Raw genomic sequence first — 21,912 nt, forward strand, 5'->3', positions numbered from 1 at the left:
AAGAAATGCTTCATACCGTCACCTCTCAGCCGATGACCGGAGGCGATCTTGCACTAAATCGGCGAAGAAATCAGCCGCCGGTGACGCTCATGTGCCGCGACACCGATGGACGGTTGGTGCGGCGGTCGATGATGAAATCATGACCCTTTGGTTTGCGGCCAATGGCTTCGTCGATGGCGTCGGCGACCAGCTCGTTGCCTTCGGATGCACGCAACGGTGCACGCAGGTCGGCGGCATCCTCCTGGCCGAGGCACATGTAGAGCGTACCGGTGCAGGTCAGCCGGACGCGGTTGCAGCTCTCGCAGAAATTATGCGTCATCGGCGTGATGAAACCGAGCCTGCCACCGGTCTCGGCGACGTGGACGTAGCGGGCCGGGCCGCCGGTCTTGTAGGGGATGTCGGTCAGGGTGAACTGCCGCTCAAGTGCTGCGCGCAGCAGCGACAGCGGCAGATACTGGTCGGTACGGTCGGCATCGATCTCGCCCATCGGCATGGTTTCGATGACCGTCAACTCCATGCCGCGGCCGTGCGCCCAGCGCAGCATCTCCGGTAGCTCGGCGTCATTGAAATCCTTCAGCGCCACCGCATTGAGCTTCACCTTCAGCCCCGCTGCCTGCGCGGCGTCGATACCCTCCATGACCTTGTCGAGATTGCCCCAGCGGGTGATCTGGCGGAATTTTTCCGGGTCCAGCGTGTCCAGCGAGACGTTGATGCGCTTGACTCCGCAATCGGCAAGCTCAGCTGCAAAGCGCGAAAGCTGCGAACCGTTGGTGGTCAGCGTCAGTTCTTCCAGAGCGCCACTTTCGAGATGACGTGCAATCCGACGCACCAGATGCATGATGTTCTTGCGCACAAGCGGCTCGCCGCCGGTAAGACGCAGTTTCCTGACGCCTTTTTCGACGAAGACCGTGCACAGCCGGTCGAGCTCTTCCAGCGACAGCAGATCCTTTTTGGGAAGGAACGCCATGTCTTCGGCCATGCAATAGGTGCAGCGGAAATCGCAGCGGTCGGTGACCGACACCCTGAGATAGCTGATCGTGCGACCGAAAGGATCGATCATGTTCATGCTTCAAGCGTTTCCCGTGGCTGCGAACGGCATCGTTATATATGGCTATGTGATACGATCCAACCTGCCATTCAAGATAAGAGGTTTCGATCCTTGGTAACATCGCGCCGCCGACAGATTGTGTCGGAAGTTTCGACGCAGCCTTTCCCCGTTGCGCGAAGCGGCGTAGGGAAGGGCAGATGAAGCGGAACTTATCACCATGACGGCGCCGAAGGAACTCAGGGTCTCGAAGGATCGCAGGCTGCTGACCGTGACGTTCCCCGACCATCAGCCGTTCGAACTGCCTGCGGAGTTTCTGCGCGTCGCCTCGCCATCGGCCGAAGTTCAGGGACATTCGCCCGAACAGCGCGTGACCGTTCCCGGCAAACGCAACGTTGTAATCCTGAAGATCGAACCGATCGGCAACTATGCCGTCCGCATCACCTTCGACGATTTCCACGATACCGGCATATTCACCTGGAATTACCTGCATACGCTGGGTCATGAGAAGGAGCAGCGCTGGAACGCCTATCTCGCCGAGCTGGATGAGAAGGGGCTGACCCGCGATCGTTAGCTCCGCCCAGGCTGTCGTCAAAACGTCACCGATCAGGAATAACGGCGGCCGACACTCGGAGACGAAAGCATGTCCATCATCACCACGGTCGAACAGCTCGAAGCGCTCTATGGCCTGCCCGGCGAGACCTCGCTGGTCAAGGAACTCGACCATGTGATTCCCGAATACGCCGCCTTCATCGAGGCCTCGCCCTTTGCCGCGCTCGCGACGAGCGGGCCGGAAGGGTTGGATTGCTCGCCGCGCGGCGATCTCGCCGGCTTCGTCCGCATCCATGATCCGAAAACGCTGATGATGCCGGACCGGCGCGGCAACAACCGTGCCGATTCGCTCCACAACATCCTTCGCGATCCGCGCGTCGGCCTTTTGTTTCTGGTGCCCGGCTCCGGCACGACGCTGCGCGTCAACGGCCGCGCCCATATCACCACGGACGCCGCGCTCTGCGCCTCGTTCAGCGTCGACAGCAAGCCGGCGCGCTCGGTCACAATCATCGACGTCGATTCGGTCTATTTCCAGTGTGCTCGCGCAGTCCACCGGTCGGAACTCTGGAACCCGGCAAGGCATGTCGACCTGAGGTCGCTGCCGACGCCTGGAAAAATCCTGGAAATCACCAGCCGGAACGGCATCGACGGCGAGGCCTATGACAAGGAATGGCCGGAGCGTGCGAAAAAGTCGATGTGGTGAGCGGATCGCTCTGCGAGCCCGGTTACGCTTCCTTGAGCACGTCGGCAATCTTGCGCATCTGCTCGCCGATCATGTCGCATTGCTCCGGCGTCGACTGGCTCATCGCCTTCTCGATCAGCGCCATATGGACCTTCAGCGCCTGCATCAGCAGTTCCGTGCCGGCTTCGGTCAAGGTCAGCCGCAGTACCCGCTTGTCCTTCTGATCGCCTTCGCGGCGCAGCAGGCCGCGTGTCTCGAGTTGCGGCAAAAGCATGGTGATGTTGGAGCGGCCGACCAGCAGCCGGCGGGCGAGATCGTGCTGCGACATGCCGGGATGGCGGTAAAGGTTCATCAGCACGTCGAGCTGCGCCGGCTTCAGGTCCAGCGGCGCGAGCTTCACCGCCAGCGTGCGTTCCAGCACGTGGCAGGCGCGCGCCACCGCGACCCAGTTGCGAAAACGCGGGTTGTCCCAGGGCAGCTCTTGTTTAATGTTCATGTTTGAACTATTATGTTCATGCTTGAACGAATGGATGGATCGCCACTATGGCATCATTTGGGTTGAAGGTCATCCGGGGCGTGTTTGCTGCCGCCGAGCACGTAGCCCCCCGCCTTACCGGGCGCGCGGCCTTCGAACTGTTCTGCCGCACGCCGAACGCCAAGGTTCTCAGCGACGGCGAGCGACGCGCCGTCGACCGCGCCGCCGGCTTCATGGCCGAGGCCCGCCATCATCGGCTGAAGACCAAAAACGGCTGCGTCATGGTGCATGAATTCAGGCCAGAGCCGGGCAGGGTGGCCGCCGGCACGGTGCTCGTCATCCATGGTTGGCGTTCGCGCACCGAATATATGCGCACGCTGATCGAAGGTTATCGTGACGCCGGTTACAAGGTTGTTTCGCTCGACCTGCCGGGCCACGGCCAATCGCAGGGCCGCCGGCTCACGCTGGTCAGCGCTGTCGAAGCCGCACGGCTCGCCGGCGAATGGTTCGGCCCGTTCGTGGCGACCGTCGGCCATTCCTTCGGCGGTGCCGTTGCTGCCAATGCCGTCGTCGGTTCGGTCAAGAACATTCCGCCGCTGGCGGCCGGGCGGCTGGTGCTGATCGCGGCGCCGAGTTCCCTGCCGGCGATCTTCAACGATTTCAGCCGCATGCTCGGTGTCGGCCCGCGCTCGCAGGCCGCCATGGCCGACCGGGTCGAACGCATCGCCGGCCGGCCGCTGCACGAATTCACCGGAGACCGCCAGCTTGCCAGCACGCCGGTGCCAACGCTGGTCATCCATGCGCCGGACGACCGCGAAGTGTCCGCCGACCATGCAAGGCTCTATGCCGGCGCCGGCGACCATGTGCGGCTTTACTGGGCCGACGGGCTCGGCCATCGCCGCATTCTCGCCGACAAGGGCGTGGTTGAGCGTGCGGTCGGCTTCGTTGCCGAACGTCTGGAACCGTCGCTGCTGCATTGATTTGACCGAGAATCCGGCATGCGGCCAGTGTTTCACGCCGCGTCCGTGTCGGCCATCGCTTTCCACGCCGCCATGGCCCCGGTCACCGTTGCCAGAAGCGCCGCGCGCGATGCGCCGTCGCGCGCCTGGATCGACATGCCGTGCTGCACGGTCGCGTAGAAAGTTGCAGCCGTGCGGCAGTCGAAGCCCCGGGCCAACTCGCCTTCAGCCACGCCACGTTCAAGCCGTCTCAGCAGGGCCTCGCGGTTCTCGGCGCGGCGTCGGCGCAGGTCATCGCAGATGGGACCGCGGCTTGAGTCTTGGTGCAGTGCGCCGAGCGCGATCAGGCAGCCTTGCGGACGATCGGCCTGCGAATAGTCCTTGGCCGTCTGACGCAAGAAACGCTCGATCGCCTGGCGCGCAGTCGGCGCCTTCTCCAGCGCCGACCGGATGTCGGTGCCTTCGACCTGCGTGTAAAACTCAGTCGCCTCGAGGAAGAGCGCCTGCTTGCTGCCGAAGGCGGCATAGAGGCTGGGCGAGTTGATGCCCATCGCCGCAGTCAGGTCGCTCATGGATGCGCCCTCGTAACCCTTGGCCCAAAACACCTCCATTGCGCGCCGCAGGGCAGCGGTTCGATCGAAAGTGCGGGGGCGGCCTCGTTTCGGCATGGCATCCTTTTCTGTGTTGATTGATACATAAATCAGTTGACGTACCCGGGCAAGGCTGACAGACATTTATGTATCGATCGTTACATAAAGGAGAACCAAATGCCATCCAAAAGCTTGAACGGCAAGGTCGCGCTCGTCACTGGCGGCAGCCGCGGCATCGGCGCGGCGATTGCGCGAAGGCTTGCGGCCGACGGTGCCGGCGTCGCGCTCACTTACGTGAATGGCGAGCAGCAGGCCCGCTCGGTCGTTAGGGAAATCGAGGCAGCCGGCAGTCGCGCCGTTGCCATCAAGGCCGACAACCGCGACGCCGCCGCAATCCAGGAGGCAGTCAGCGAGGCGGTGAGGACTTTCGGGCGGCTCGATATTCTCGTCAACAGCGCCGGCATCTGGCGCGCCGCGCCGATCGACACATTGCCGCTCGCCGACTTCGATGAAACCATGGAGGTTAATGTCAGAGCCCCGTTCGTGGCCTCGAAGGCGGCGGCAGTGCATATGGGCGAGGGCGGCAGGATCATCTCGATCGGCAGCAATCTGGCGGATCGTGTCACCGACACCAGCCTCTGCGCCTATTCGGCGAGTAAGGCGGCATTGGTCGGTTTGACCAAGGCATTGGCGCGCGATCTCGGTTCGCGCGGCATCACCGCCAACGTCGTTCATCCGGGCTCGACCGATACCGATATGAACCCGGCAAGCGGCCCGCATGCCGAGCACCAGCGACAGAAGATGGCGACGCCGCGTTTCGGCAAGGCTGAAGAGATCGCCGGCATGGTCGCTTGGCTGGCAGGTTCCGAAGGGCGCTTCGTGACAGGCGCCGCACTGACCATCGACGGCGGCGCCAACGCCTGATCCTTGCGCTGTTCCCCGGAAACCGGAGCGAACCCAATTCGCTCCGGTATCACTGTGTTGTGAAACTGTTCTGCAACAGACCCTCCGAAATTTATGGAAGCTTAACGAAATCAGTATGAATCGGTATAGTCGCGCCTTACATCCGTCATGCGTTGGGCGAGACCGTCAAGCGATGCGCAACGGGAACCGGTTGCAGCCGGAGCGGGTGATCCATGAAATTCCTCGGAAACAAAGCAACCGTGATGCCGCTTGCGGTGGTCACGGCAATGCTGGCCTTCGGCGTGCCGCAGGCGAACGCGCAAGGGTTTTTCGAGAGGCTTTTCGGCGGCGGCATCAGGCACACACCGCAAGGTGATTTCCCCCCGCCGCCCTCAAGGCAGCCGAGATACAAGCCAAATGCAAACGCGCCGGCCGTTTCTCGCAGCGGCGGTGGTGGCGCCCAAATCAGCAGCCCGTCCTATTACACCTACAAGAGCGACCCGCTCGTGCGCGTCGACTTCTCGACACTGGCGGCAACGCCGGAGCCGGCGGTGCCACAGGATGCCGCCTTCCAGCCATCTTCCGCCACGGGCGCTGCCTTCCGCGAAGCGATCGCCGGGCTCGGTGATTACGAACTCTATGCCGAAAAAGATATCGCCAAGGCGATCATTGGCTATTACTCGGCCAATCCGAATTTCATCTGGGTAACGGAAACCAGTGCCAACAGCCGTGCGCAGGATGCGGTGCGGGTGCTTGGCGAGGCGGCGAGCTATGGCCTCACACCTGGCGACTACACGGTAGAAGTGCCCGCCACCAGCGCATTGACGAGCAACACCGATGCGCGGATGAAGGAGCTCGTCCGCTTCGAGATGGCACTGTCGGCGCGCGTCCTGCGCTACGTTCATGACGCGCAAGGCGGCCGCGTCGATCCCAATCGCATCACCGGCTATTATGATTTCCCGGCCAAGCCGCTCGATATGGAAGGCGTGCTGAACACGCTGGCACGCACCCAGCAAGCGCGCACCTATCTCGAATCACGGCATCCGCAGAACGTGGAGTATCAGGCGCTGCGCGTCGAACTGGAATCGCTTCAGGCCAGCGCCGAAGACGAGATCGTCGTCGACCCCAAGCTGTTGCTGAAGCCGGGGCAGACCAGCCCCGAACTGCCGAAGCTTCTGGCGAAGATCGCGCGCAACCTCGACGACGAGATGGGCGGCGCCTATGGCGAGATATTGGCCAGGCTCGCCACCAGCGAGGTCTATGATCCGGAGCTGGTGCCGGTCATCAGGGCGGTTCAGAAGAGGGCTGGCATGAAGGACGATGGCGTCATCGGCCCGCGCACTGTCGCCGCGCTGGTCGGAACGTCCAAGGTCGACAAGATCCAGAAAGTAAAGGTCGCATTGGAGCAGTTGCGCTGGCTGCCATCCGATCTCGGCAGTCCGCGTGTCTTCATCAACCAGCCGGCCTTCACGGCGAGCTACATCGAAAATGGCGAGGAGAAGCTGAAGACCCGCGCCGTCATCGGCAAAACCACGAACCAGACTTCATTCTTCTACGATCAGGTCGAGCAGGTCGACTTCCATCCCTATTGGGGCGTGCCGCAGTCGATCCTCGTCAATGAGATGCTGCCCCGGCTGCGCAGGGATCCCGGCTATCTCGACCGCGCCGGCTACGAAGTGGTCAACGCGCGCGGCAAGCGCATTCCCTCTTCCTCGGTCAACTGGGGCGCCTATGGCGCGAAGGTACCTTATGGCGTGCGCCAGCTGCCGAGCGAGGCCAACGCGCTGGGCGAACTGAAGATACTCTTCCCCAACAAGCACGCAATCTACATGCATGACACGCCGCAGAAGTCGTTCTTCGAACGTGACATGCGGGCGCTCAGCCATGGCTGCGTTCGCCTGCAGGATCCGCGCGGCATGGCGGCCGCCGTGCTCGGCACCTCGGTCGATTACATCGCGGAGAAGCTGAAGCACGGACATTCAACCGAAAAGGTCGCGCGCACGATCCCGGTCTATGTCGCCTATTTCACCGCCTGGCCGGACATGTCCGGCAATGTCGAATACTTCCATGACGTCTACGACCGCGACACGCGCCTGCAGCAGGCGCTGGACAGCACGGAAGCGGTGCGCTCGCCGGCAAGCTGAGAACTGGGTCTCATCGATCGGTCCTAACGCTGGGAGAGCGGGCGACGGAAACCGGCCTCAGGTCCGGCGATCAGCCAATAAACCAGTTCGGCGACAAGGCCGGCGGCGGCGATGGTGACGACATCGCGCCGCCCTGGCTACGGCGCTGCTAGTTTCCGAGGAATCGTCGCCAAGCTGCGCGCGTATTGCCTAGAGGAAAGTGCGGCGATCTATTTCGGCTCGGCTGTCACCGGATCATAGGTGATCTCGACTTTCGCCTTGTCGGTCGTGTAATAGGTGACGGTGTAGGCGCCGCTGTCCCAGTCGACCTCGTCGATGTAGCGAAAGTCGCTGCGCTGCTCGACCTTGGCGATGATTTCCGACAGTTTCTTGGCATTCTGGGGTGGCAGCGGCCTGTCATCTGCGGCAGATGCCGGTCCACCGAAAAGAAGAACTACGACAGCTGTCGCCAAAACAAGTCTGGACATGGCTTTCCCTCACACTTCGACAAGTAGAAACTCGCGGCTATGCAGGTTTGTTCCGGGTTCTGGAATGCACACGGTTACGGCGCACCCATCTGCAGCTCACCCGTCCTCGGGGAAGAGATGGGCCAAGGCCGTGTCGAACATGAGTTCCAGAGCATCACCCGGTTCAAATATCTTGTCCTCATCGAAGGCCGCAATGAGCTCGCGATCGTCGCGAAGCGTCAGGTCCACGACCGTTTCGCTGCCCAACCGCTCGGCAAGTGCTACAGTGCCGTGCAGCATGCCTTTTCCAGACGGCGCCTCCCGCAGGTACTGCGGACGGACACCCAGGATGGCCTTGCCGCCTTTCCGGAAGGGGCGTCTTCTGGTCGCTACCCTGATCGGCTCCAGGGATTGGTTGCCAACCGTCGCTGCTTCGCCATCAAGGTCGAGGACGTCGACATTCAGGAAATTCATCGACGGAGCTCCTAGAAAGCCGGCTACGAACCTGTTGGCCGGCTCGTGATAGAGCTCCATCGGCGCTCCGATCTGCATGACTTCACCGTCCTTCAGGACCACGATCCTGTCAGCCAGCGTCATCGCCTCGACCTGGTCGTGGGTGACATAGATCATTGTTGTGCCCAGTTGCCTGCGCAGCCGGCCGATTTCCATACGCATGTCCATGCGCAGCGCTGCGTCGAGATTGGAGAGCGGCTCGTCGAACAGGAATACGGCCGGTTTCCGCGTGATTGCGCGCCCGATAGCGACTCGCTGGCGCTGGCCGCCCGAAAGCTGGCTTGGGCGGCGGTCGAGCAAATGCTCCATTTGCAGGATTCGTGCGGCCTCGGCGACCTTCTGCTCCTTTTCCTGCTTGGAAGCGCCTGCAATCGTAAGACCGAACGCCATATTCTCGCGCACGGTCATGTGCGGAAAGATGGCATAGCTCTGGAACACCATCGCCACACCGCGTTCCTTGGGTTGGAGCTCGTTGACCACCCGGCCTCCGATCTCGAGGATGCCTTCAGTTATGTCCTCGAGCCCGGCGATCATGCGAAGCAAGGTGGACTTCCCGCAGCCTGACGGCCCGATAAAGACGACGAACTCGCCATCGTTGATGTGGATGTCGACTCCTTTGACGACGTCGACGCGACCATAGAATTTCTTGACGCCCTTGAACGAGACCTCAGCCATAAGCGATGGCTCCGGTTCCCTGGCTCATGTGCCGCAATTCAGGATCGCCGATCGATTTACCGGCCTTGAGGAAATGGCCGTGCCGGCGCTTGCCGTCATGAACATGCCAGCTGTCCCAGATCCACTCGTCTTTGAGTACGGGAACCATTTTGCCTTCCTTGTATTCAGCCCTTCACACCGGTCGAGGCGATCGATGCGATGAAGGCGCGCTGCAGGAAGAGATAGAAGATCAGCACCGGGACGGTGATAAGGGTGAGATAAGCCATGACCTCGCCCCAAGCGACGTTGAGTTGAAAGAAGTAGCCGAGGCCGACCATGACCGGTCGATAGTTTTCCTGTTGCACCACGATGAGGGGCCAGAGATATTGATTGTACATGACGAGGAACTTCAGGATGGCGGCGGTCGCCAGAACCGGCCCTGAGAGCGGCATGACGACGCGATAGTAAACCTGCCACCAGCTCGCGCCCTCCACCCGGCTCGCCTCGATCAGCTCGCCCGGCAGCCCTTTGAAATACTGGACGAACAGGAAGACCGTCAGCCCGTCGGCGATCCAGGGGATGATCTGCACCCGGTAGGTGTTGAGCCAGCCCCATTCCAGCCCGTCGAGCCCGATCCAGGGCAGTTTCGAGACCAGGAGCAGGAGCGGGATAGCGATGGTCTCGAAAGGAATGATCAGCGTGGCGATGACGATAGAGAGCATCACATCGCGTCCCTTCCACCGCAGGAAAGTGAAGGAGAATGCGGCCAGCGAACAGATCAGCAGCGAGAGAAGGACGGTCACCCCGGTGACCAGAACCGAGTTGAAGACGAACAGGCCGACCGGCGCCCGCTGGAACGCCCCGAAATAATTGTCGAGGCTGATATCCCCCACGGGCAGGAAGGCACGCAGGCTGGAAGTGTCCGCGAGGAGCTGACTGTCGGGCTTGAAGCTCGAGTTGATCATGAACACGAGCGGAAAGATGAAGATCAGCGCGATCAGGCACAGCACCAGATAGCGGACGAAAAGCCTCAGGCCGTAATTGTCGGGATTAATGACCATCTTAACGCTCCCGTGTCAGCCAGCGCTGGATGAGTGAGATCGTCAGCACGATCGCGAACAGGATGACCGAGATGGTCGAGCCGCCCGAGATGTCCTGCTTTCCGTAGCCGCGCTCGACCGCCTGGAAGACGAGGGTCTGGGTGCTGTCGCGCGGACCGCCATTGGTCATCACGTCGATCTGGGCGAAGAGCGCGAAGCCCTGCATGGTGATCACGATAAGGACAAGCACGGCGGTGTTGCGCAGGCCGGGCCAGGTGACATAGCGGAAGGTCTGCCATTTCGAAGCCCCTTCGATCGCGGCGGCCTCGTAGAGCGTGGGGCTGATCGTCTGCAACCCGGCCAGCCAGATGACCATGTGGAAGCCGACGGCCTGCCAGATCGACATGGCCATGATCGCGGGCAGCGCGGTCGAGGGGTTGCCCAGCCAGTCGACGGGCTGGAAGAGGCCGAAGGTGAGGCCCTGGAGGATGCTGTTCAACAGCCCGTTCTGGCCGTCATAGATGAACCGCCAGAGGAGCGAGACCACGACGATGGAGACCACCACCGGCATGAAGTAGATGGCCCGGAATACGTTGATGCCCCTGAGCTTCTGGTTGATGAGCAAAGCGAGCACCAGCGCGAGGCCGGCCTGCACCGGCGCCACGGCCAGGACGAAAAGGAAGGTGTTCACCAGCGCCTTCATGAACACAACGTCGCTGGCGATGACGACCATGACGTTGTCGCCGGACTGCCAGCGGAACCACTCGCGCATGCCGCGATACTGGGGATAGTCGTCGCTGCGGGTGATCTTACGCAGGCGCGGATACTGGATTTCGCCGGCCTTGTTTCGAACCACTTCGCCAGCATCGTCGCGCTCTGGCTCGAGGGTCACCGCCGCGAGGCCCAGGAGCTGCTGGTAGTTCTCCAACCCGACGAACTGGGTGGGGTTCGGCGACAGCAGCCGCTGATTTGTCAAGGAGAGACCGATCGCGAAGAAAAACGGCAGGATGACGAATATGACGATGAGTGCGAAGCCTGGCAGGGCGAATGTCCAGCCCGTCCGGTTCGACAGGGTTAGTTTCGACGCCATTTGCGATATCCGCCCAGGAAGCCGGAAAGCGTGGAGTCCGCGGTTGGCGCGTACCCCGGTGCGATAGAACTAGCGGTGGCCGTAGCCGTCGTTGTTTTCGATGTCGGCGTCGATCTCGTCGACCGCCGCATCGAGCGTATCGGCCACGTCGGCACCGTTGGCGATGTCGGCCACTGCCTTGGTGAAGACCTTGGACTGGACCACGTAGCCCGGAGTGACCGGGCGCACCAGAGCTTGCGCTTTGGAGAGGTCGAAGAACATTGCGAGCGTGCCGCCATCCTTGTAGTTCTTTGTCATCTGTGCCGCCGAGGGCGTGGGCGGGATCAGGCCGATGCCGTCGGAGAAGGCAGCCAGGTATTTGTCCTGCGTGGCGAACTTGATGAACTCAGCGGCACCTTCCGGATGCTTGGACTTGGCCGAGACGCCGAACTGCCAGGAGCCCGCACCGATCTTGCTGCCCGCGCCGAAGTCGGGGGCTGGAAGGAAGACAACGTCGTCCACGGCTTCCATCGTCTCCACCGCGCGCCAGTTGCCATTCCACTGGAATGCGAACTTACCGTCGATGAAGCCGGTTTGCTGATCGGCGGGGTCCTCACTGGTGTCAGGCGCATAGCCGCCGGTGAACAGCGATTGCCACCACTTGCCAAAAGCCTGCGCAGCCTCGCCGTTCAGCGCGCCTTCCGCGGTGCGGTAGGTCGAACGGTCGACAATGTCCCCGCCAAAACTCTGCAGGAACGGCGAGAAGGCATAGGAGTACCACTCGGCTTGGTCGTTCATACCGAGATCGAGGGCATATTCATACTTGCCCGAGGTCTTGGCGGCATCAAGCGCGGCCATGAATTCCTCGCTCGACCAGGGCTTGTCGAGGGTCGGAGTGCGCAGACCCAGTTCCTTCAGCGTCGACTGGCGCGCAAAAAGCGCCACCGCCGCGTCCCACAGACCGATCGAATAGAGCTTGCCGTCCCACACACCTTTGGTGCCGGGCAGGAAGTCGGCGAACTCGCTCTCGTCGATCGGCAGCGGCTGCAGATAGCCGGCCCAGGCCCAGTTGGGCATGATGGGCCCGTCCACATCCAAAATGTCGGGCAGGTTGCCCGCCAGGGCCGCTGCCGCGATGGAATCGTTGTAGGTCTTCTCTGGGAAACTCTCGATGCTCACCGTCCAGTCGGACTGGCTGGTGTTGAAGTCGGAGATGATCTGGTTGAGGATTTGCGACTCCACCTCATTGCCGGCGCCGTGATACCACATGGTCAACTTCGGCTGCGCCAGCGCGGGCACACACAGGCAGGTCAACGCGATCATCGCACCGGCGAGGTGGGTTGTCAGTTTCATTGGTTGTTCCTCCCTTTTGACGTAAGGACGCTGACGAATTCAAGATCAGCCCTGAGTGCCGCCATGACACCGGCGTCCTGGTTCCGGGCCGGCCGCTGCGGCCCTTGATGAGGTCCAGCAATGTTTGCGGAAGCCGGAAGCATTTGCAACCGCGCTGTCTCATCTGGCGTTTCGGAGCAGAAGGTCGGTGGCGATTTCCTCTCGTCAATTCCCGGGCACCACTACGGAGATAGAAGCTCACCTAGGACGATTTCATCGCCCGTCAACTTTCTCCCCAGGCCGCGCTCAATGCGGCCTGAGTGGCTTCGGGGCTAGACAGTGCTTTGTGATGTGTACCCCGCCGCTTGACACATCGCATGAACCGGATCGTGGGCGAACCTGGCGATGAGGCGGAAGTTCGAAGCGTCGGCGACTGCGACGCGGATTGTAGCTTTGTTCCGGGAACGGATATTGGTGGGCGATGCAGGGATTGAACCTGCGACCCCACCCGTGTGAAGGGTGTGCTCTCCCGCTGAGCTAATCGCCCGCTCGTTGCCCGAAGGCCAAGCGCGCCGCGATATAAGGGAGGCCGGCAGGGGAAGTCAAGGCGATGTCCGGGCGATGTCCGGGCGTTCCGACGAAGACCGGATGCAACCTGGCGGATGCAACCCCGGTCGCCGTCACTCAGCGCCCCGCAGCGGCAATCAGGCGTTCGGCCAGACCAAGCGTCAGCGCATCGAAATGCGAGATCACCGCCGACGGTTCGAATTCGCGCACATGGCGGTCGGTGTAGCCGAAATCGACCGCCACCACGGGAATGCCGGCGGCCTTGGCCGTATCGATGTCGGTCTGCGAATCACCCACCATCAGCGCGCGGCGCGGATCGCCGCCCGCAAGCGCGATGGTTTCGGTCAGATGGCGCGGGTCGGGTTTGCGGAACGCAAACGTGTCCTGACCGCAAATCGCCGCGAAATGCTTCGCCAGGCCGAGCGCCTCGATCAGCGCCACCGAGTTGGCTTCGTACTTGTTCGTGCAGACGGCCAAGAGATAACCGGCTGCCTCGAATCGAGCGATGGTCTCGACGACGCCGGGGTAGGGGCGCGATTTGCCCGGGATGTTGTCGGTGTAGTGATCGAGAAACAGTCTCAGCAACCGGTCGTGTTCCTCGACGGCCAGCGATCTCTGCTGCGCGGCATGCGCGCGCTCGATCATCACCCGCCCGCCATGGCCGACGAAGCGCTTGAAGCCGACCTCGTCGACGGCTGCAAGTTCGCTGGCGGCAAGGCTGTGGTTAAGGCTGTCGAGCAGGTCCGGCGCCGTGTCGATCAGCGTCCCGTCGAGGTCGAACACGATGATCGGTCGGGTCATGGCCTGTCCTGTGGCGATTGCGTCGTTGGCAGGCGATAGCCGCTGCGATCCTTTCAGGCAAGCAATGGTTGGTCGGTCCACAGCCAAGGTCTTTGACCGGACTGGCAAAAATGCTAGGAGCGCCGAAACAAATTTGGGGGCGCGACACAAAGCATGGATGCGAGGCAACTGAAGGCCGAGGCGGCACGGGCAGCGCTTACCCATGTGAGCGATGGCATGCGGCTTGGCATCGGCACCGGCTCGACGGCCGAGGAGTTCGTGCGGCTGCTCGCCGAAAAGGTCGCCACCGGCCTCACCATTGTCGGCGTGCCGACCTCGGAGCGCACCGCCATCCTTTGCGGCGAGCTCGGTGTGCCGCTGTCGACGCTGGAGGAAACACCCGAACTCGATCTTACCATCGACGGCGCCGACGAGATCGATCCGGCCCTGACATTGATCAAGGGCGGCGGCGGCGCGCTGCTGCGCGAAAAGATCGTGGCGGCGGCTTCCGCCCGCATGATCGTCATTGCCGACCATTCGAAGATGGTCGAGACGCTCGGCCGTTTTCCGCTGCCCATAGAGGTCAACCAGTTCGGCCTGCGAGCCACGGAAATCGCGGTCGCCGCGGCGGCCGGAAGGCTCGGCCTTGCCGGTCCCGTCACATTGAGGATGACGGGGAGCCAGCCTTTTGTTACAGACGGCGGCCATTTTATCCTCGATGCATCTTTTGGCCGCATTCCGGATACAAGAGCGCTGTCGAATGCTCTCCATGCCATTCCAGGCGTGGTCGAGCATGGTCTTTTCATCGGGCTGGCATCAGCGGCCATCATCGCCGGCGACGGCATCCAAACCGTCCATGCCGCCCGAAAACCAGGGAGTTTTACCGATCATGACGTTGCATAACCGGGTTCGCCGTCTTTCTGCCATTCTGGCAGCCTCAGCCGTCTTTGCGTTCTCATCGCCGGCGTTCTCGCAGGACGTCACCGACGGGCATCTGAAGGCGGCCCGCGCCGCGGTCGCAGCGATCCATGCGACGGACCCGTTCGACAACATCCTGCCGCAGGCCGCCGCCGCCCTTCAGCAGCAGCTTATCCAAAAGAACCCTGACATGCAGGAACTGATCGGCAGGACCATCAGCGAAAAGGCCATGGCGCTGGCCTCGCGCCGCGCCGATCTCGAAAAGGAAGCAGCCATGGCCTATGCCAAGGTATTTTCCGAGAAAGAGCTTACCGAAATCGCCGCTTTCTACAATTCCGATTCCGGCAAGAAGCTGCTCGACAGCGGCCCGGCCGTGACGCGGGAACTGCTCAAGGCCGCCGACATCTGGCAGAACGGCGTCGCTCGCGATCTCGCTCAGCAGGTCGGCGAAACGCTGGCTGCGGCAGCGAAGGCCGCAGCGCCGGCGGCACCGGCGGATGCCGCTGGCACGCAGCCGGAAGCACCGAAGAACTGAGCATATTTTCCAGGCGGCGTTGCCGCTGCTGGACCGGAAAGCCCGGCCTCCGTTGCGCGTCTGACAGCATGCGCGGCGTCGTAGTCCGGGCTTTTCTTTTGGTGGTTTGCAGCCTACCTGTCTCAGACGCTTGAAGGGCAAGGAGAGCCGCACCATGGCCGGTTACGACTACGATCTTTTCGTCATCGGCGGCGGCTCCGGCGGGGTGAGGGCGGCGCGCGTGGCGGCGGCGCTCGGCAAGCGCGTCGGCATTGCCGAGGAATACCGCTATGGCGGCACCTGTGTCATTCGCGGTTGCGTGCCGAAGAAACTGTATGTCTATGCCTCGCAGTTTCCCGAACACTTTGCCGACGCCGCCGGTTATGGCTGGACCGTGCCGCAGGCGAGCTTCGATTGGCAGACGTTGGTTGCCAACAAAGATCGCGAGATAAGCCGGCTGGAAGCCATCTACAAGAAGAATGTCCAAGGCGCCGGCGGCGAGACGTTTCAGTCACGCGCCATGCTGGTCGATCCACATGTTGTGCATCTTCTCGGCGAGGACCGCACTGTCACGGCCGATCAGATTCTCATCGCTACCGGCGGCCGCCCAGCGCCGCACCCGGCTCTGCCCGGCCACGAATATTGCATCTTTTCCAACGAAGCCTTCGACCTCCAGGAATTGCCGAAGGCGATCATGATCGAGGGCGGCGGCTATATCGCCGTCGAATTCGCCAACATCTTTCACGGCCTCGGCGTCGACACCACGCTGGTCTATCGCGGCAAGGAGATACTTTCCCGCTTCGATATGGACCTGCGGCGCATGCTGCACGAGACGATGGAAAAAAAGGGGATAAGAATTCTCTGTCATGCCGTATCCGAATGGATCAGGAAGCGGCCGGACGGACGGCTCGACGCGCTCGTCACCGGCGGCAAGGTGCTGACGGTCGATCAGGTCATGCTCGCGATCGGCCGCCTCCCCAATACCGAAAACATGGGTCTTGAGGGCGTGGGCATCGAGATGACCAAGACCGGCGCCATCAATGTGGATCAATATTCGCGCACCAACATCGACAACATTTGGGCGATCGGCGACGTCACCAACCGCGTACAGTTGACGCCGGTGGCGATCCACGAGGCGATGTGTTTCGTCGAGACCGCCTTCAAGGGCAACCCGACCGCGCCCGACCATGATATGATCGCCACCGCTGTCTTTTCGCAGCCCGAAATCGGTACCGTCGGCCTGTCGGAAGACGAGGCCGTAAAGCGTTTTTCCGACCTTGAGATCTACCGCGCCACCTTCCGGCCGATGCGGCACACACTGTCCGGCCGCGACGAAAGGATGCTGATGAAGCTGGTGGTCGACGGCGCCTCGAAAAAAGTGCTCGGCGCCCATATCCTCGGGCCGGATGCCGGCGAGATGGCACAGCTTCTCGGCATTCCGCTGAAGGCCGGGCTGACCAAGGGTGATTTCGACCGTACGATGGCCGTGCATCCGACCGCCGCGGAAGAACTCGTCACCATGTACAAGCCGACCTACCGGGTGAAGGACGGCGAGCGCGTCTGACGCCGCAGACGGCGGGCGCCTGGCGCTGGGGCGGCGTCTACGGACATTCCTGGTTCGTGGACCCGGCGCTCGATCTGACGGTGGTGGCGCTGACCAACACGGCGATCGCCGGCATGACGGGCGCCTTCCCAGATTGTTGTGTTGCCGCTATTTCTGCCTCATCCGGCGTGGGAAACGCAGCCATCTTTCCTCGACCGGCCTGGGGTGCGCGAGGATGGTGGTGAGCTCGACCGGCAGGCTCGGCGCCAGCGGCTTTTTGGTCGCGATGCCATCCGCGATCGTAACGATGCTATGGTAGAATTCGGCGCCTGAAAGCGATCTTGGCGGCACGGCCTCGTGCATGATTGAGATCACCGTGACGTCTGGACAATTGTCCTTGATCGCCTGGTGGAAGGCGATCTTCCCTTCGGGATCGAGCGCGCCGGTCGCTTCGTCGAGGAACAGCAGCCCCGGTTGCTGCAGCACGATGCGGGCGACAACCAGCTTCTGTTTCTGGCCGCCCGAAAGCACCTGGTCCCAGTTCATTCCCTCGCGGCTTTCATCGGCCATGTGTTCGATGAAATCGCCAAGGCCGGCTCTGTGCAGGGCCGATGCAACCTGCGTGTCGGTGTGATCGCGCTCTGAGCCGGGGAGGCAGACCAGTTGCTTCAGCGAAACCTGCTGCAGCTTGACCTCCTGGGCGGCATAGAAACTTTCGACCCCTTCCGGGAAGACGATGGTGCCGCGGCCATAGGGCCACAAGCCGTTGATCGCCTTGATCAGCGATGTCTTGCCGCAGCCTGATTCACCCTTCAGGAACGTCCACTCGCCGCGTCGGAAGCGCAAGTTCGCGGCGCTCAGGAAGGGGGCTGTGTCCTGGCCCTGATGCGTCAGCTCCAGCTTCTGGATGGTCAGGCCGAATACCGGGTTCTGGCGATCGTAGCGGAAATCGGAGCACCCGGTGAGGCTGTAGAATTCCTGCGGGCGCTGGACGTTTTCGATCGCATTGGCAAGTTCGGTCACGCGCTGGCTGTTGGCCCGCAGCGCCGCGATGGAGGGCATGACATGGATGAACCATGAACATTGATTGATCAGGGAGTTGACCATCTCGGAGCCGGTTATGTAGCCCTTGAGATCGAATCCATTGTGGATGTAGGGCACAAGCCCTGGCCCGTAGGCGACAATGCGGGCGCCGATGAAATTGTAGACCAGTTCGAATGAACGGTAGCCGGTGTTGACGATGTTCAGCCGCGCCCAGGTGCGGTCGATATCGACATAAAGCCGGCCGTGCATCGTCTTTTGCACATTCTCGCCCTGTGAGGCGGCGACGTGGAAACTGCGGCGCAGGAACGTGGTCAGCTCTCCGCGATAACTGCCTTCGGACTGCTGCATCTTGATGTTAAGCCGTTCCAGCATTCCGCCGAGCTTCACCGCGATCCAGGTGTTCAGCGGAACGTATGTGGCGACCGCCAGGAACGCCAGGACCGCGCTGCCATAGCTGCCGAGGAACCCCAGACCTTTCACTTCCGCCGAGCTTTCAAGCAGTTTCTGGCCCACGAAATAGATCGACGTGGCGACAGCCATGACCCCCATGGCGAGGCCGATGGCTCCGCCAGTCATGTCCTTGATCGATTCCTGGACGCGCTGGTCGATGTTGTCGGGAGCGGCGGTGCCGGACGAACCATGCTGGGCATGGAAATGCGTGTGATTGGTGTCGAGCAGCGCTTCGTTGAAACGGCTGTCCAGCCAGCCGCGCCATTTGCGATGCAGCGTCGCGGAAACAAAGGTGCGGATGCCGGTAAAGCCTGCGTCCTTGAGCACGACCAGAAGGACGAGCGTGCCGGCGTTGGTGAGCAGCGATGCAAGCGGCGTGGTGTTCGCGGCATCGTGGTAAAAGGCGATCGAGTTGACCAGCTCTCCGGATGCCTCGGCGAACCAGACGCCGGCTTTACTTGAGAGCGCGGTAAACAGTGCGATGACCAGCGTCAGCGTCCAGGCCTCAACCCATTGGTCCGAGAACCAGTAGGCCCGCATCAGTCCCCAGAAGCTGCGCATCGGGGAAACCGGTGTCAGGAGCGGAGGCCTTGCGGCACCGCGGAGCCATTTTTCCGATATTGAATGTCGCTCTGGTCTACCGACCCGAATCACTATCCCGCCCAAACCTCTTTTAGTTTTGTTACAGAGAGTAACACCAATTGATCATTTTCCATTATCTTTTCTTGGGCCGCGAGGGATTGGCTCGCTCGCCGTTGCCGTCAAGCAACAGAATTTAGTGACCGCAATGTCATGCGGCGCCATTCCAAAATGGATATTATCTAATAATTTCAGTTATTTGCCAGTTTACATATGTGAGAACCGACACCTTCCCCAAGGGAAGCTCTTCACACGGTTTTGTGAAGGCAAGAGCGTGGTCGATCGACCAACTTTGTGCTGCGGAAGATGGATGCGCGCAAAAACGTGCCGTCTTCGGCGCATCCTTGTTGCCATGTCGACCTGGTGGCGGCGGGAAAAGTGATCGAAAATGGCGTCAGCCGAGCCGCTATTCAGTTCGCCTTCTCCAGCTCACCGCGCGCCTTGGCCGCCGCAACCTGGCGAATGGCGTCGGTGAGCGTATCGGCGTCCTGCGCGCCCATCACGGCATACTTGCCTTCAAGCAGGAAGCACGGCACGCCTGTGATACCCATGCGCGAAGCGGTGGCGATTTCGGTGCGCACCGCCTCGACGTCGGCGTCTGTCGGCAAAAGCGTCTCGACCACGGATGCATCCATGCCGGCCTCGCGGGCAGCTTTGACCAACACGACATGATCGCCAAGATTGGCGCCTTCCTCGAAATTCAACTGGAACAGACGCCGCACCAGCCGGTTCTGCACGACCTCGCCAGCAGCACCAGCCCAGCGGATGACGCGGTGCGCGTCCAGCGTGTTGGGCGCGACCTTGATGGCAGCAAACGCGAAGTCGATCCCCTCGGCTTCACCCAGGGGCTCGATGCGGGCGTGGATCTCGCGGATGCGTTCGTCACTGCCGAACTTGGCCACCATGTACTCGCGACGATCCTTGCCTTCGGGCGGGATGGTCGGGTCAAGCTGGAACGGCCGCCAGCGTACGTGCACGTCGACACCGCTTGCCGCGGCAATCGCCTTGTCGAGCCGCTTCTGGCCGATGAAGCACCACGGGCAGACGACATCGGACACGACATCGACGGTGATGGAGTTCAATGCGCTCATCTTCGTCTCCAATGCTGACGCGGACCTCGGTTCGGGTCATTCTTAGTCCGCCTTGCGCCACCATGTCGGCAGTCGATAGCCTGATATGGGCGTCTTTTGCGGATGTTCCAGATAGTTCCAGTAGGCAAGCCATTGCTGCGTGTTGTGCTGCATCGGAACCATGTAGTTGCCGGAGATCAGCAACCTGTCGAGAACCCGGACGGCGGCAACATAGTCTTCGCGGCTGCGGGCGTCGAGCATCGCCTCAAGCGCGGCATCCACCGCCGGATCGGCGACGCCGGCGAGGTTGAATGACCCTTCGGCATTGGCGGCAGCGGATCCCCAACGCCCGAGCTGCTCGATGCCGGGCGACAGCGAGTTCTCGAAACCGCTGGCGCCGATCAGCACCTCGAAATCGAAACGTTGCTTGCGCGACTGGATCTGATCGCCGTCAAGGCTGCGGATGGTGACGTCGATGCCGATCTTTCCCAGCGTGCGCTGGTAGATGGCGGCAAGGCGCTCCTCGTTCTGCGAGGCGATCAGGATCTCGAAACCGAAGGGCTTCCCCCCGGGATCGAGCATCGCTCCATCCTGCAAGGTATAGCCCGCTCCCTTCAATATATCGAAGGCGGCCTTCAGCACCTTGCGGTCCTGGCCCGAACCGTCGGCAACGGGTGGCCGCCAGGTGCCGTCCATGACATCGGTCGGCACACGGCCGGGGTAAGGTGCCAGAAGCGCCTTTTCCCTGTCGTCGGCCGGATGGCCGAGCGCGGAAAGCTCGGAATTCTGCCAATAGCTCATGGTGCGCATGTACTTGCCGCCAAACAGGTTCTTGTTAGCCCATTCGAAGTCGTAGAGCATGCCGAGCGCGCGTCGAACGACCGGATCGGAGAACTTCTGCAGCCGTGTGTTGAACAGGAACCCCGTCACCACCGGCGGGATGCCGGTCTCGAACGTTTCGGCGATCACATCGCCCTTGTGGAAGGCCGGGAAGTCGAGATCGCGCTCGCGCTTGACCGGATCGCTGTCGTCGTCGATGGCGCAGATGCCTTTCTTGAAAGCTTCCAGCTTGGCGTTGGCATTGAGGAAATATTCGATGGTGATCTGGTCATAATTGTCGAAGCCGCGCTTGGCGGGGACGTCCTTGCCCCAATAATCCGGGTTGCGCTTGAACACGATGCGCTGGCCGGGCGCCACTTGCGCCACGGTGTAAGGCCCACTGCCGATCACGGGTTTCAGCGTGGTCCTGTCGAAAGTCTCCTTGTCGAAAGCGTGCTTCGGCACAATTGGCGTCAGCGCGATAATCAACGGAGTCTCGCGGTTGGCGTTCTCATTGAATGTGAAGCGAACGCTGCGGTCGCCGGTTTTTTCGAGTTTGGCGACCATGCTCATACGAGCGCTGTAAGGTGGCCGGCCTTTCTCGGTAAAGACGTCGTAAGTGAACAGCACGTCTTCCGCAGTCACCGGTTGGCCATCCGACCATTTGGCCCTCGGATCGAGGTGGAATTCGATGCTCCTGCGCTCCAGGTCCATGTCGGCAGTGTCGGCAAGCAGGCCGTAGAGACTGAAGGCTTCATCGTCATTGCGCTGCATCAACGGCTCGAAGACGAGATTGCCGAAAATCTTGTCGATCACGCCGCGCGCCGTCGTGCGCAGGCTTTTCAGGATGAACGGGTTGAGATTGTCGAAGCTGCCGACCACGCAATAGGTGATGCTGCCACCCTTGGGCGCATCGGGATTAACGTAGCTGAAATGCGTATAGTCGGCCGGCAGCGCTGGCTCACCTTGCATAGCGATCGCGTGTTTCGGCTCCGACAGAGCTGACTGGGGCAGAAGGGTAACAAACGAGATCGCGGTGATCAGCCAAACAAGAACGCGGCCCATGACCGTCTCCTTACTGGGTCGGCTTGATGATTCGGAGCGCACCCTAACACGAGCCGGCTGCCTGCCGGCCAATCGTGAATTCATGAATTGCGAGTATCG

The 21,912-nt window shown here is 61.7% G+C and carries 21 protein-coding genes, 1 tRNA gene and 1 pseudogene; 9 read left to right on the forward strand and 14 right to left on the reverse strand.

Annotated features, from left to right (window positions below):
* Positions 1 to 70: 70 nt before the first annotated feature.
* Complete coding sequence (gene moaA / locus EJ066_RS23510; RefSeq protein ID WP_126042172.1) at positions 71 to 1,066, reverse strand: GTP 3',8-cyclase MoaA; 996 nt, start codon at positions 1,064 to 1,066, stop codon at positions 71 to 73.
* Between the two features lie 193 nt (positions 1,067 to 1,259).
* Here moaA and EJ066_RS23515 point away from each other — a divergent pair, with 193 nt between their 5' ends.
* Positions 1,260 to 1,619: a DUF971 domain-containing protein gene (locus EJ066_RS23515; RefSeq protein WP_189644554.1), complete on the forward strand. Its 360-nt coding sequence runs from the start codon at positions 1,260 to 1,262 to the stop codon at positions 1,617 to 1,619.
* A 69-nt stretch (positions 1,620 to 1,688) separates the two neighbouring features.
* Positions 1,689 to 2,300: a pyridoxamine 5'-phosphate oxidase family protein gene (locus EJ066_RS23520; protein ID WP_126042177.1), complete on the forward strand. Its 612-nt coding sequence runs from the start codon at positions 1,689 to 1,691 to the stop codon at positions 2,298 to 2,300.
* A 22-nt stretch (positions 2,301 to 2,322) separates the two neighbouring features.
* On the opposite strand, the gene EJ066_RS23525 is transcribed toward EJ066_RS23520, so the two are convergent.
* The gene (locus tag EJ066_RS23525; protein ID WP_091590958.1) at positions 2,323 to 2,775 is read right to left on the reverse strand and encodes a MarR family transcriptional regulator; all 453 of its coding nucleotides are present in this window, start codon (positions 2,773 to 2,775) and stop codon (positions 2,323 to 2,325) included.
* A gap of 47 nt (positions 2,776 to 2,822) precedes the next feature.
* Here EJ066_RS23525 and EJ066_RS23530 point away from each other — a divergent pair, with 47 nt between their 5' ends.
* Entirely contained in the window at positions 2,823 to 3,734 is a 912-nt protein-coding gene (locus EJ066_RS23530) for an alpha/beta fold hydrolase (protein ID WP_126042179.1), read from the forward strand.
* Between the two features lie 32 nt (positions 3,735 to 3,766).
* On the opposite strand, the gene EJ066_RS23535 is transcribed toward EJ066_RS23530, so the two are convergent.
* Complete coding sequence (locus EJ066_RS23535) at positions 3,767 to 4,381, reverse strand: TetR/AcrR family transcriptional regulator (RefSeq protein WP_126044022.1); 615 nt, start codon at positions 4,379 to 4,381, stop codon at positions 3,767 to 3,769.
* 99 nt (positions 4,382 to 4,480) lie between these two features.
* Here EJ066_RS23535 and EJ066_RS23540 point away from each other — a divergent pair, with 99 nt between their 5' ends.
* Both EJ066_RS23540 and EJ066_RS23545 read left to right on the forward strand, forming a co-directional pair.
* The gene (locus tag EJ066_RS23540; protein ID WP_126042182.1) at positions 4,481 to 5,227 is read left to right on the forward strand and encodes a 3-oxoacyl-ACP reductase family protein; all 747 of its coding nucleotides are present in this window, start codon (positions 4,481 to 4,483) and stop codon (positions 5,225 to 5,227) included.
* Between the two features lie 212 nt (positions 5,228 to 5,439).
* Positions 5,440 to 7,350 (forward strand): murein L,D-transpeptidase, encoded by a 1,911-nt coding sequence (locus tag EJ066_RS23545; protein ID WP_126042184.1) that lies wholly within the window; start codon positions 5,440 to 5,442, stop codon positions 7,348 to 7,350.
* A gap of 209 nt (positions 7,351 to 7,559) precedes the next feature.
* Here EJ066_RS23545 and EJ066_RS23550 read toward each other — a convergent pair whose 3' ends face one another.
* From EJ066_RS23550 to EJ066_RS23580, 8 genes are all read right to left on the reverse strand, one after another.
* A complete protein-coding gene (locus EJ066_RS23550) occupies positions 7,560 to 7,817 on the reverse strand; it encodes a PepSY domain-containing protein (RefSeq protein WP_126042186.1) in 258 nt (85 codons plus the stop codon).
* 96 nt (positions 7,818 to 7,913) lie between these two features.
* The gene (gene ugpC / locus EJ066_RS23555) at positions 7,914 to 8,984 is read right to left on the reverse strand and encodes a sn-glycerol-3-phosphate ABC transporter ATP-binding protein UgpC (RefSeq protein ID WP_126042188.1); all 1,071 of its coding nucleotides are present in this window, start codon (positions 8,982 to 8,984) and stop codon (positions 7,914 to 7,916) included.
* On the reverse strand, positions 8,977 to 9,132 hold the full coding sequence (locus EJ066_RS31510; protein ID WP_189644349.1) for a hypothetical protein: 156 nt from the start codon (positions 9,130 to 9,132) through the stop codon (positions 8,977 to 8,979). The genes ugpC and EJ066_RS31510 overlap by 8 nt, the downstream gene beginning before the upstream one ends.
* A 16-nt stretch (positions 9,133 to 9,148) precedes the next feature.
* Positions 9,149 to 10,024: a carbohydrate ABC transporter permease gene (locus EJ066_RS23560; RefSeq protein ID WP_126042190.1), complete on the reverse strand. Its 876-nt coding sequence runs from the start codon at positions 10,022 to 10,024 to the stop codon at positions 9,149 to 9,151.
* A gap of 1 nt (position 10,025) precedes the next feature.
* Positions 10,026 to 11,093 carry a sugar ABC transporter permease gene (locus tag EJ066_RS23565; protein WP_126042192.1) on the reverse strand — a complete coding sequence of 356 codons (1,068 nt, stop codon included), beginning with the start codon at positions 11,091 to 11,093 and terminating at the stop codon, positions 10,026 to 10,028.
* Positions 11,094 to 11,162: 69 nt separating this feature from the next.
* Positions 11,163 to 12,371, reverse strand: coding sequence for a sugar ABC transporter substrate-binding protein (locus EJ066_RS23570; RefSeq protein ID WP_245454965.1), 1,209 nt, complete (start codon positions 12,369 to 12,371; stop codon positions 11,163 to 11,165).
* Positions 12,372 to 12,876: 505 nt separating this feature from the next.
* Positions 12,877 to 12,951, reverse strand: a tRNA-Val gene (locus EJ066_RS23575).
* Positions 12,952 to 13,088: 137 nt separating this feature from the next.
* Complete coding sequence (locus EJ066_RS23580; RefSeq protein WP_126042197.1) at positions 13,089 to 13,772, reverse strand: phosphoglycolate phosphatase; 684 nt, start codon at positions 13,770 to 13,772, stop codon at positions 13,089 to 13,091.
* A 153-nt stretch (positions 13,773 to 13,925) separates the two neighbouring features.
* Between EJ066_RS23580 and rpiA the strand changes: the two genes are divergently transcribed.
* From rpiA to EJ066_RS23600, 4 genes and pseudogenes are all read left to right on the forward strand, one after another.
* On the forward strand, positions 13,926 to 14,654 hold the full coding sequence (gene rpiA, locus EJ066_RS23585) for a ribose-5-phosphate isomerase RpiA (RefSeq protein WP_126042199.1): 729 nt from the start codon (positions 13,926 to 13,928) through the stop codon (positions 14,652 to 14,654).
* Positions 14,641 to 15,204 carry a DUF2059 domain-containing protein gene (locus EJ066_RS23590; RefSeq protein ID WP_126042201.1) on the forward strand — a complete coding sequence of 188 codons (564 nt, stop codon included), beginning with the start codon at positions 14,641 to 14,643 and terminating at the stop codon, positions 15,202 to 15,204. The genes rpiA and EJ066_RS23590 overlap by 14 nt, the downstream gene beginning before the upstream one ends.
* A gap of 154 nt (positions 15,205 to 15,358) precedes the next feature.
* Positions 15,359 to 16,747, forward strand: a complete 1,389-nt coding sequence (gene gor, locus EJ066_RS23595; RefSeq protein ID WP_126042202.1) for a glutathione-disulfide reductase — start codon at positions 15,359 to 15,361, stop codon at positions 16,745 to 16,747.
* A 23-nt stretch (positions 16,748 to 16,770) separates the two neighbouring features.
* Positions 16,771 to 16,971 (forward strand): annotated as a pseudogene (locus tag EJ066_RS23600) (hypothetical protein); the annotation flags it as partial.
* Here EJ066_RS23600 and EJ066_RS23605 read toward each other — a convergent pair.
* The 3 genes from EJ066_RS23605 to EJ066_RS23615 all read right to left on the reverse strand — a co-directional run bounded on the left by EJ066_RS23605 (position 16,895) and on the right by EJ066_RS23615 (position 21,813).
* On the reverse strand, positions 16,895 to 18,781 hold the full coding sequence (locus EJ066_RS23605) for an ABC transporter ATP-binding protein/permease (RefSeq protein ID WP_189644350.1): 1,887 nt from the start codon (positions 18,779 to 18,781) through the stop codon (positions 16,895 to 16,897). The pseudogene EJ066_RS23600 and the gene EJ066_RS23605 sit on opposite strands and share 77 nt — an antisense overlap.
* Before the next feature lie 488 nt (positions 18,782 to 19,269).
* Positions 19,270 to 19,950, reverse strand: coding sequence for a DsbA family protein (locus tag EJ066_RS23610; protein WP_126042206.1), 681 nt, complete (start codon positions 19,948 to 19,950; stop codon positions 19,270 to 19,272).
* Between the two features lie 42 nt (positions 19,951 to 19,992).
* Entirely contained in the window at positions 19,993 to 21,813 is a 1,821-nt protein-coding gene (locus tag EJ066_RS23615; protein ID WP_126042208.1) for an extracellular solute-binding protein, read from the reverse strand.
* Positions 21,814 to 21,912 lie beyond the last annotated feature (99 nt).

Source organism: Mesorhizobium sp. M9A.F.Ca.ET.002.03.1.2, from assembly GCF_003952365.1.
In the GTDB taxonomy this organism is placed as follows: Bacteria; Pseudomonadota; Alphaproteobacteria; order Rhizobiales; family Rhizobiaceae; genus Mesorhizobium.

Bases quoted from the DNA above. Each gene is read 5' to 3' on its own strand.
- moaA (WP_126042172.1), bottom strand. From the start codon at position 1,066: ATGAACATGATCGATCCTTTCGGTCGCACGATCAGCTATCTCAGGGTG.
- EJ066_RS23520 (WP_126042177.1), top strand. From the start codon at position 1,689: ATGTCCATCATCACCACGGTCGAACAGCTCGAAGCGCTCTATGGCCTG.
- EJ066_RS23525 (WP_091590958.1), bottom strand. From the start codon at position 2,775: ATGAACATTAAACAAGAGCTGCCCTGGGACAACCCGCGTTTTCGCAAC.
- EJ066_RS23530 (WP_126042179.1), top strand. From the start codon at position 2,823: ATGGCATCATTTGGGTTGAAGGTCATCCGGGGCGTGTTTGCTGCCGCC.
- EJ066_RS23535 (WP_126044022.1), bottom strand. From the start codon at position 4,381: ATGCCGAAACGAGGCCGCCCCCGCACTTTCGATCGAACCGCTGCCCTG.
- EJ066_RS23540 (WP_126042182.1), top strand. From the start codon at position 4,481: ATGCCATCCAAAAGCTTGAACGGCAAGGTCGCGCTCGTCACTGGCGGC.
- EJ066_RS23545 (WP_126042184.1), top strand. From the start codon at position 5,440: ATGAAATTCCTCGGAAACAAAGCAACCGTGATGCCGCTTGCGGTGGTC.
- EJ066_RS23550 (WP_126042186.1), bottom strand. From the start codon at position 7,817: ATGTCCAGACTTGTTTTGGCGACAGCTGTCGTAGTTCTTCTTTTCGGT.
- ugpC (WP_126042188.1), bottom strand. From the start codon at position 8,984: ATGGCTGAGGTCTCGTTCAAGGGCGTCAAGAAATTCTATGGTCGCGTC.
- EJ066_RS31510 (WP_189644349.1), bottom strand. From the start codon at position 9,132: ATGGTTCCCGTACTCAAAGACGAGTGGATCTGGGACAGCTGGCATGTT.
- EJ066_RS23560 (WP_126042190.1), bottom strand. From the start codon at position 10,024: ATGGTCATTAATCCCGACAATTACGGCCTGAGGCTTTTCGTCCGCTAT.
- EJ066_RS23565 (WP_126042192.1), bottom strand. From the start codon at position 11,093: ATGGCGTCGAAACTAACCCTGTCGAACCGGACGGGCTGGACATTCGCC.
- EJ066_RS23580 (WP_126042197.1), bottom strand. From the start codon at position 13,772: ATGACCCGACCGATCATCGTGTTCGACCTCGACGGGACGCTGATCGAC.
- rpiA (WP_126042199.1), top strand. From the start codon at position 13,926: ATGGATGCGAGGCAACTGAAGGCCGAGGCGGCACGGGCAGCGCTTACC.
- EJ066_RS23590 (WP_126042201.1), top strand. From the start codon at position 14,641: ATGACGTTGCATAACCGGGTTCGCCGTCTTTCTGCCATTCTGGCAGCC.
- gor (WP_126042202.1), top strand. From the start codon at position 15,359: ATGGCCGGTTACGACTACGATCTTTTCGTCATCGGCGGCGGCTCCGGC.
- EJ066_RS23605 (WP_189644350.1), bottom strand. From the start codon at position 18,781: ATGCGCAGCTTCTGGGGACTGATGCGGGCCTACTGGTTCTCGGACCAA.
- EJ066_RS23610 (WP_126042206.1), bottom strand. From the start codon at position 19,950: ATGAGCGCATTGAACTCCATCACCGTCGATGTCGTGTCCGATGTCGTC.
- EJ066_RS23615 (WP_126042208.1), bottom strand. From the start codon at position 21,813: ATGGGCCGCGTTCTTGTTTGGCTGATCACCGCGATCTCGTTTGTTACC.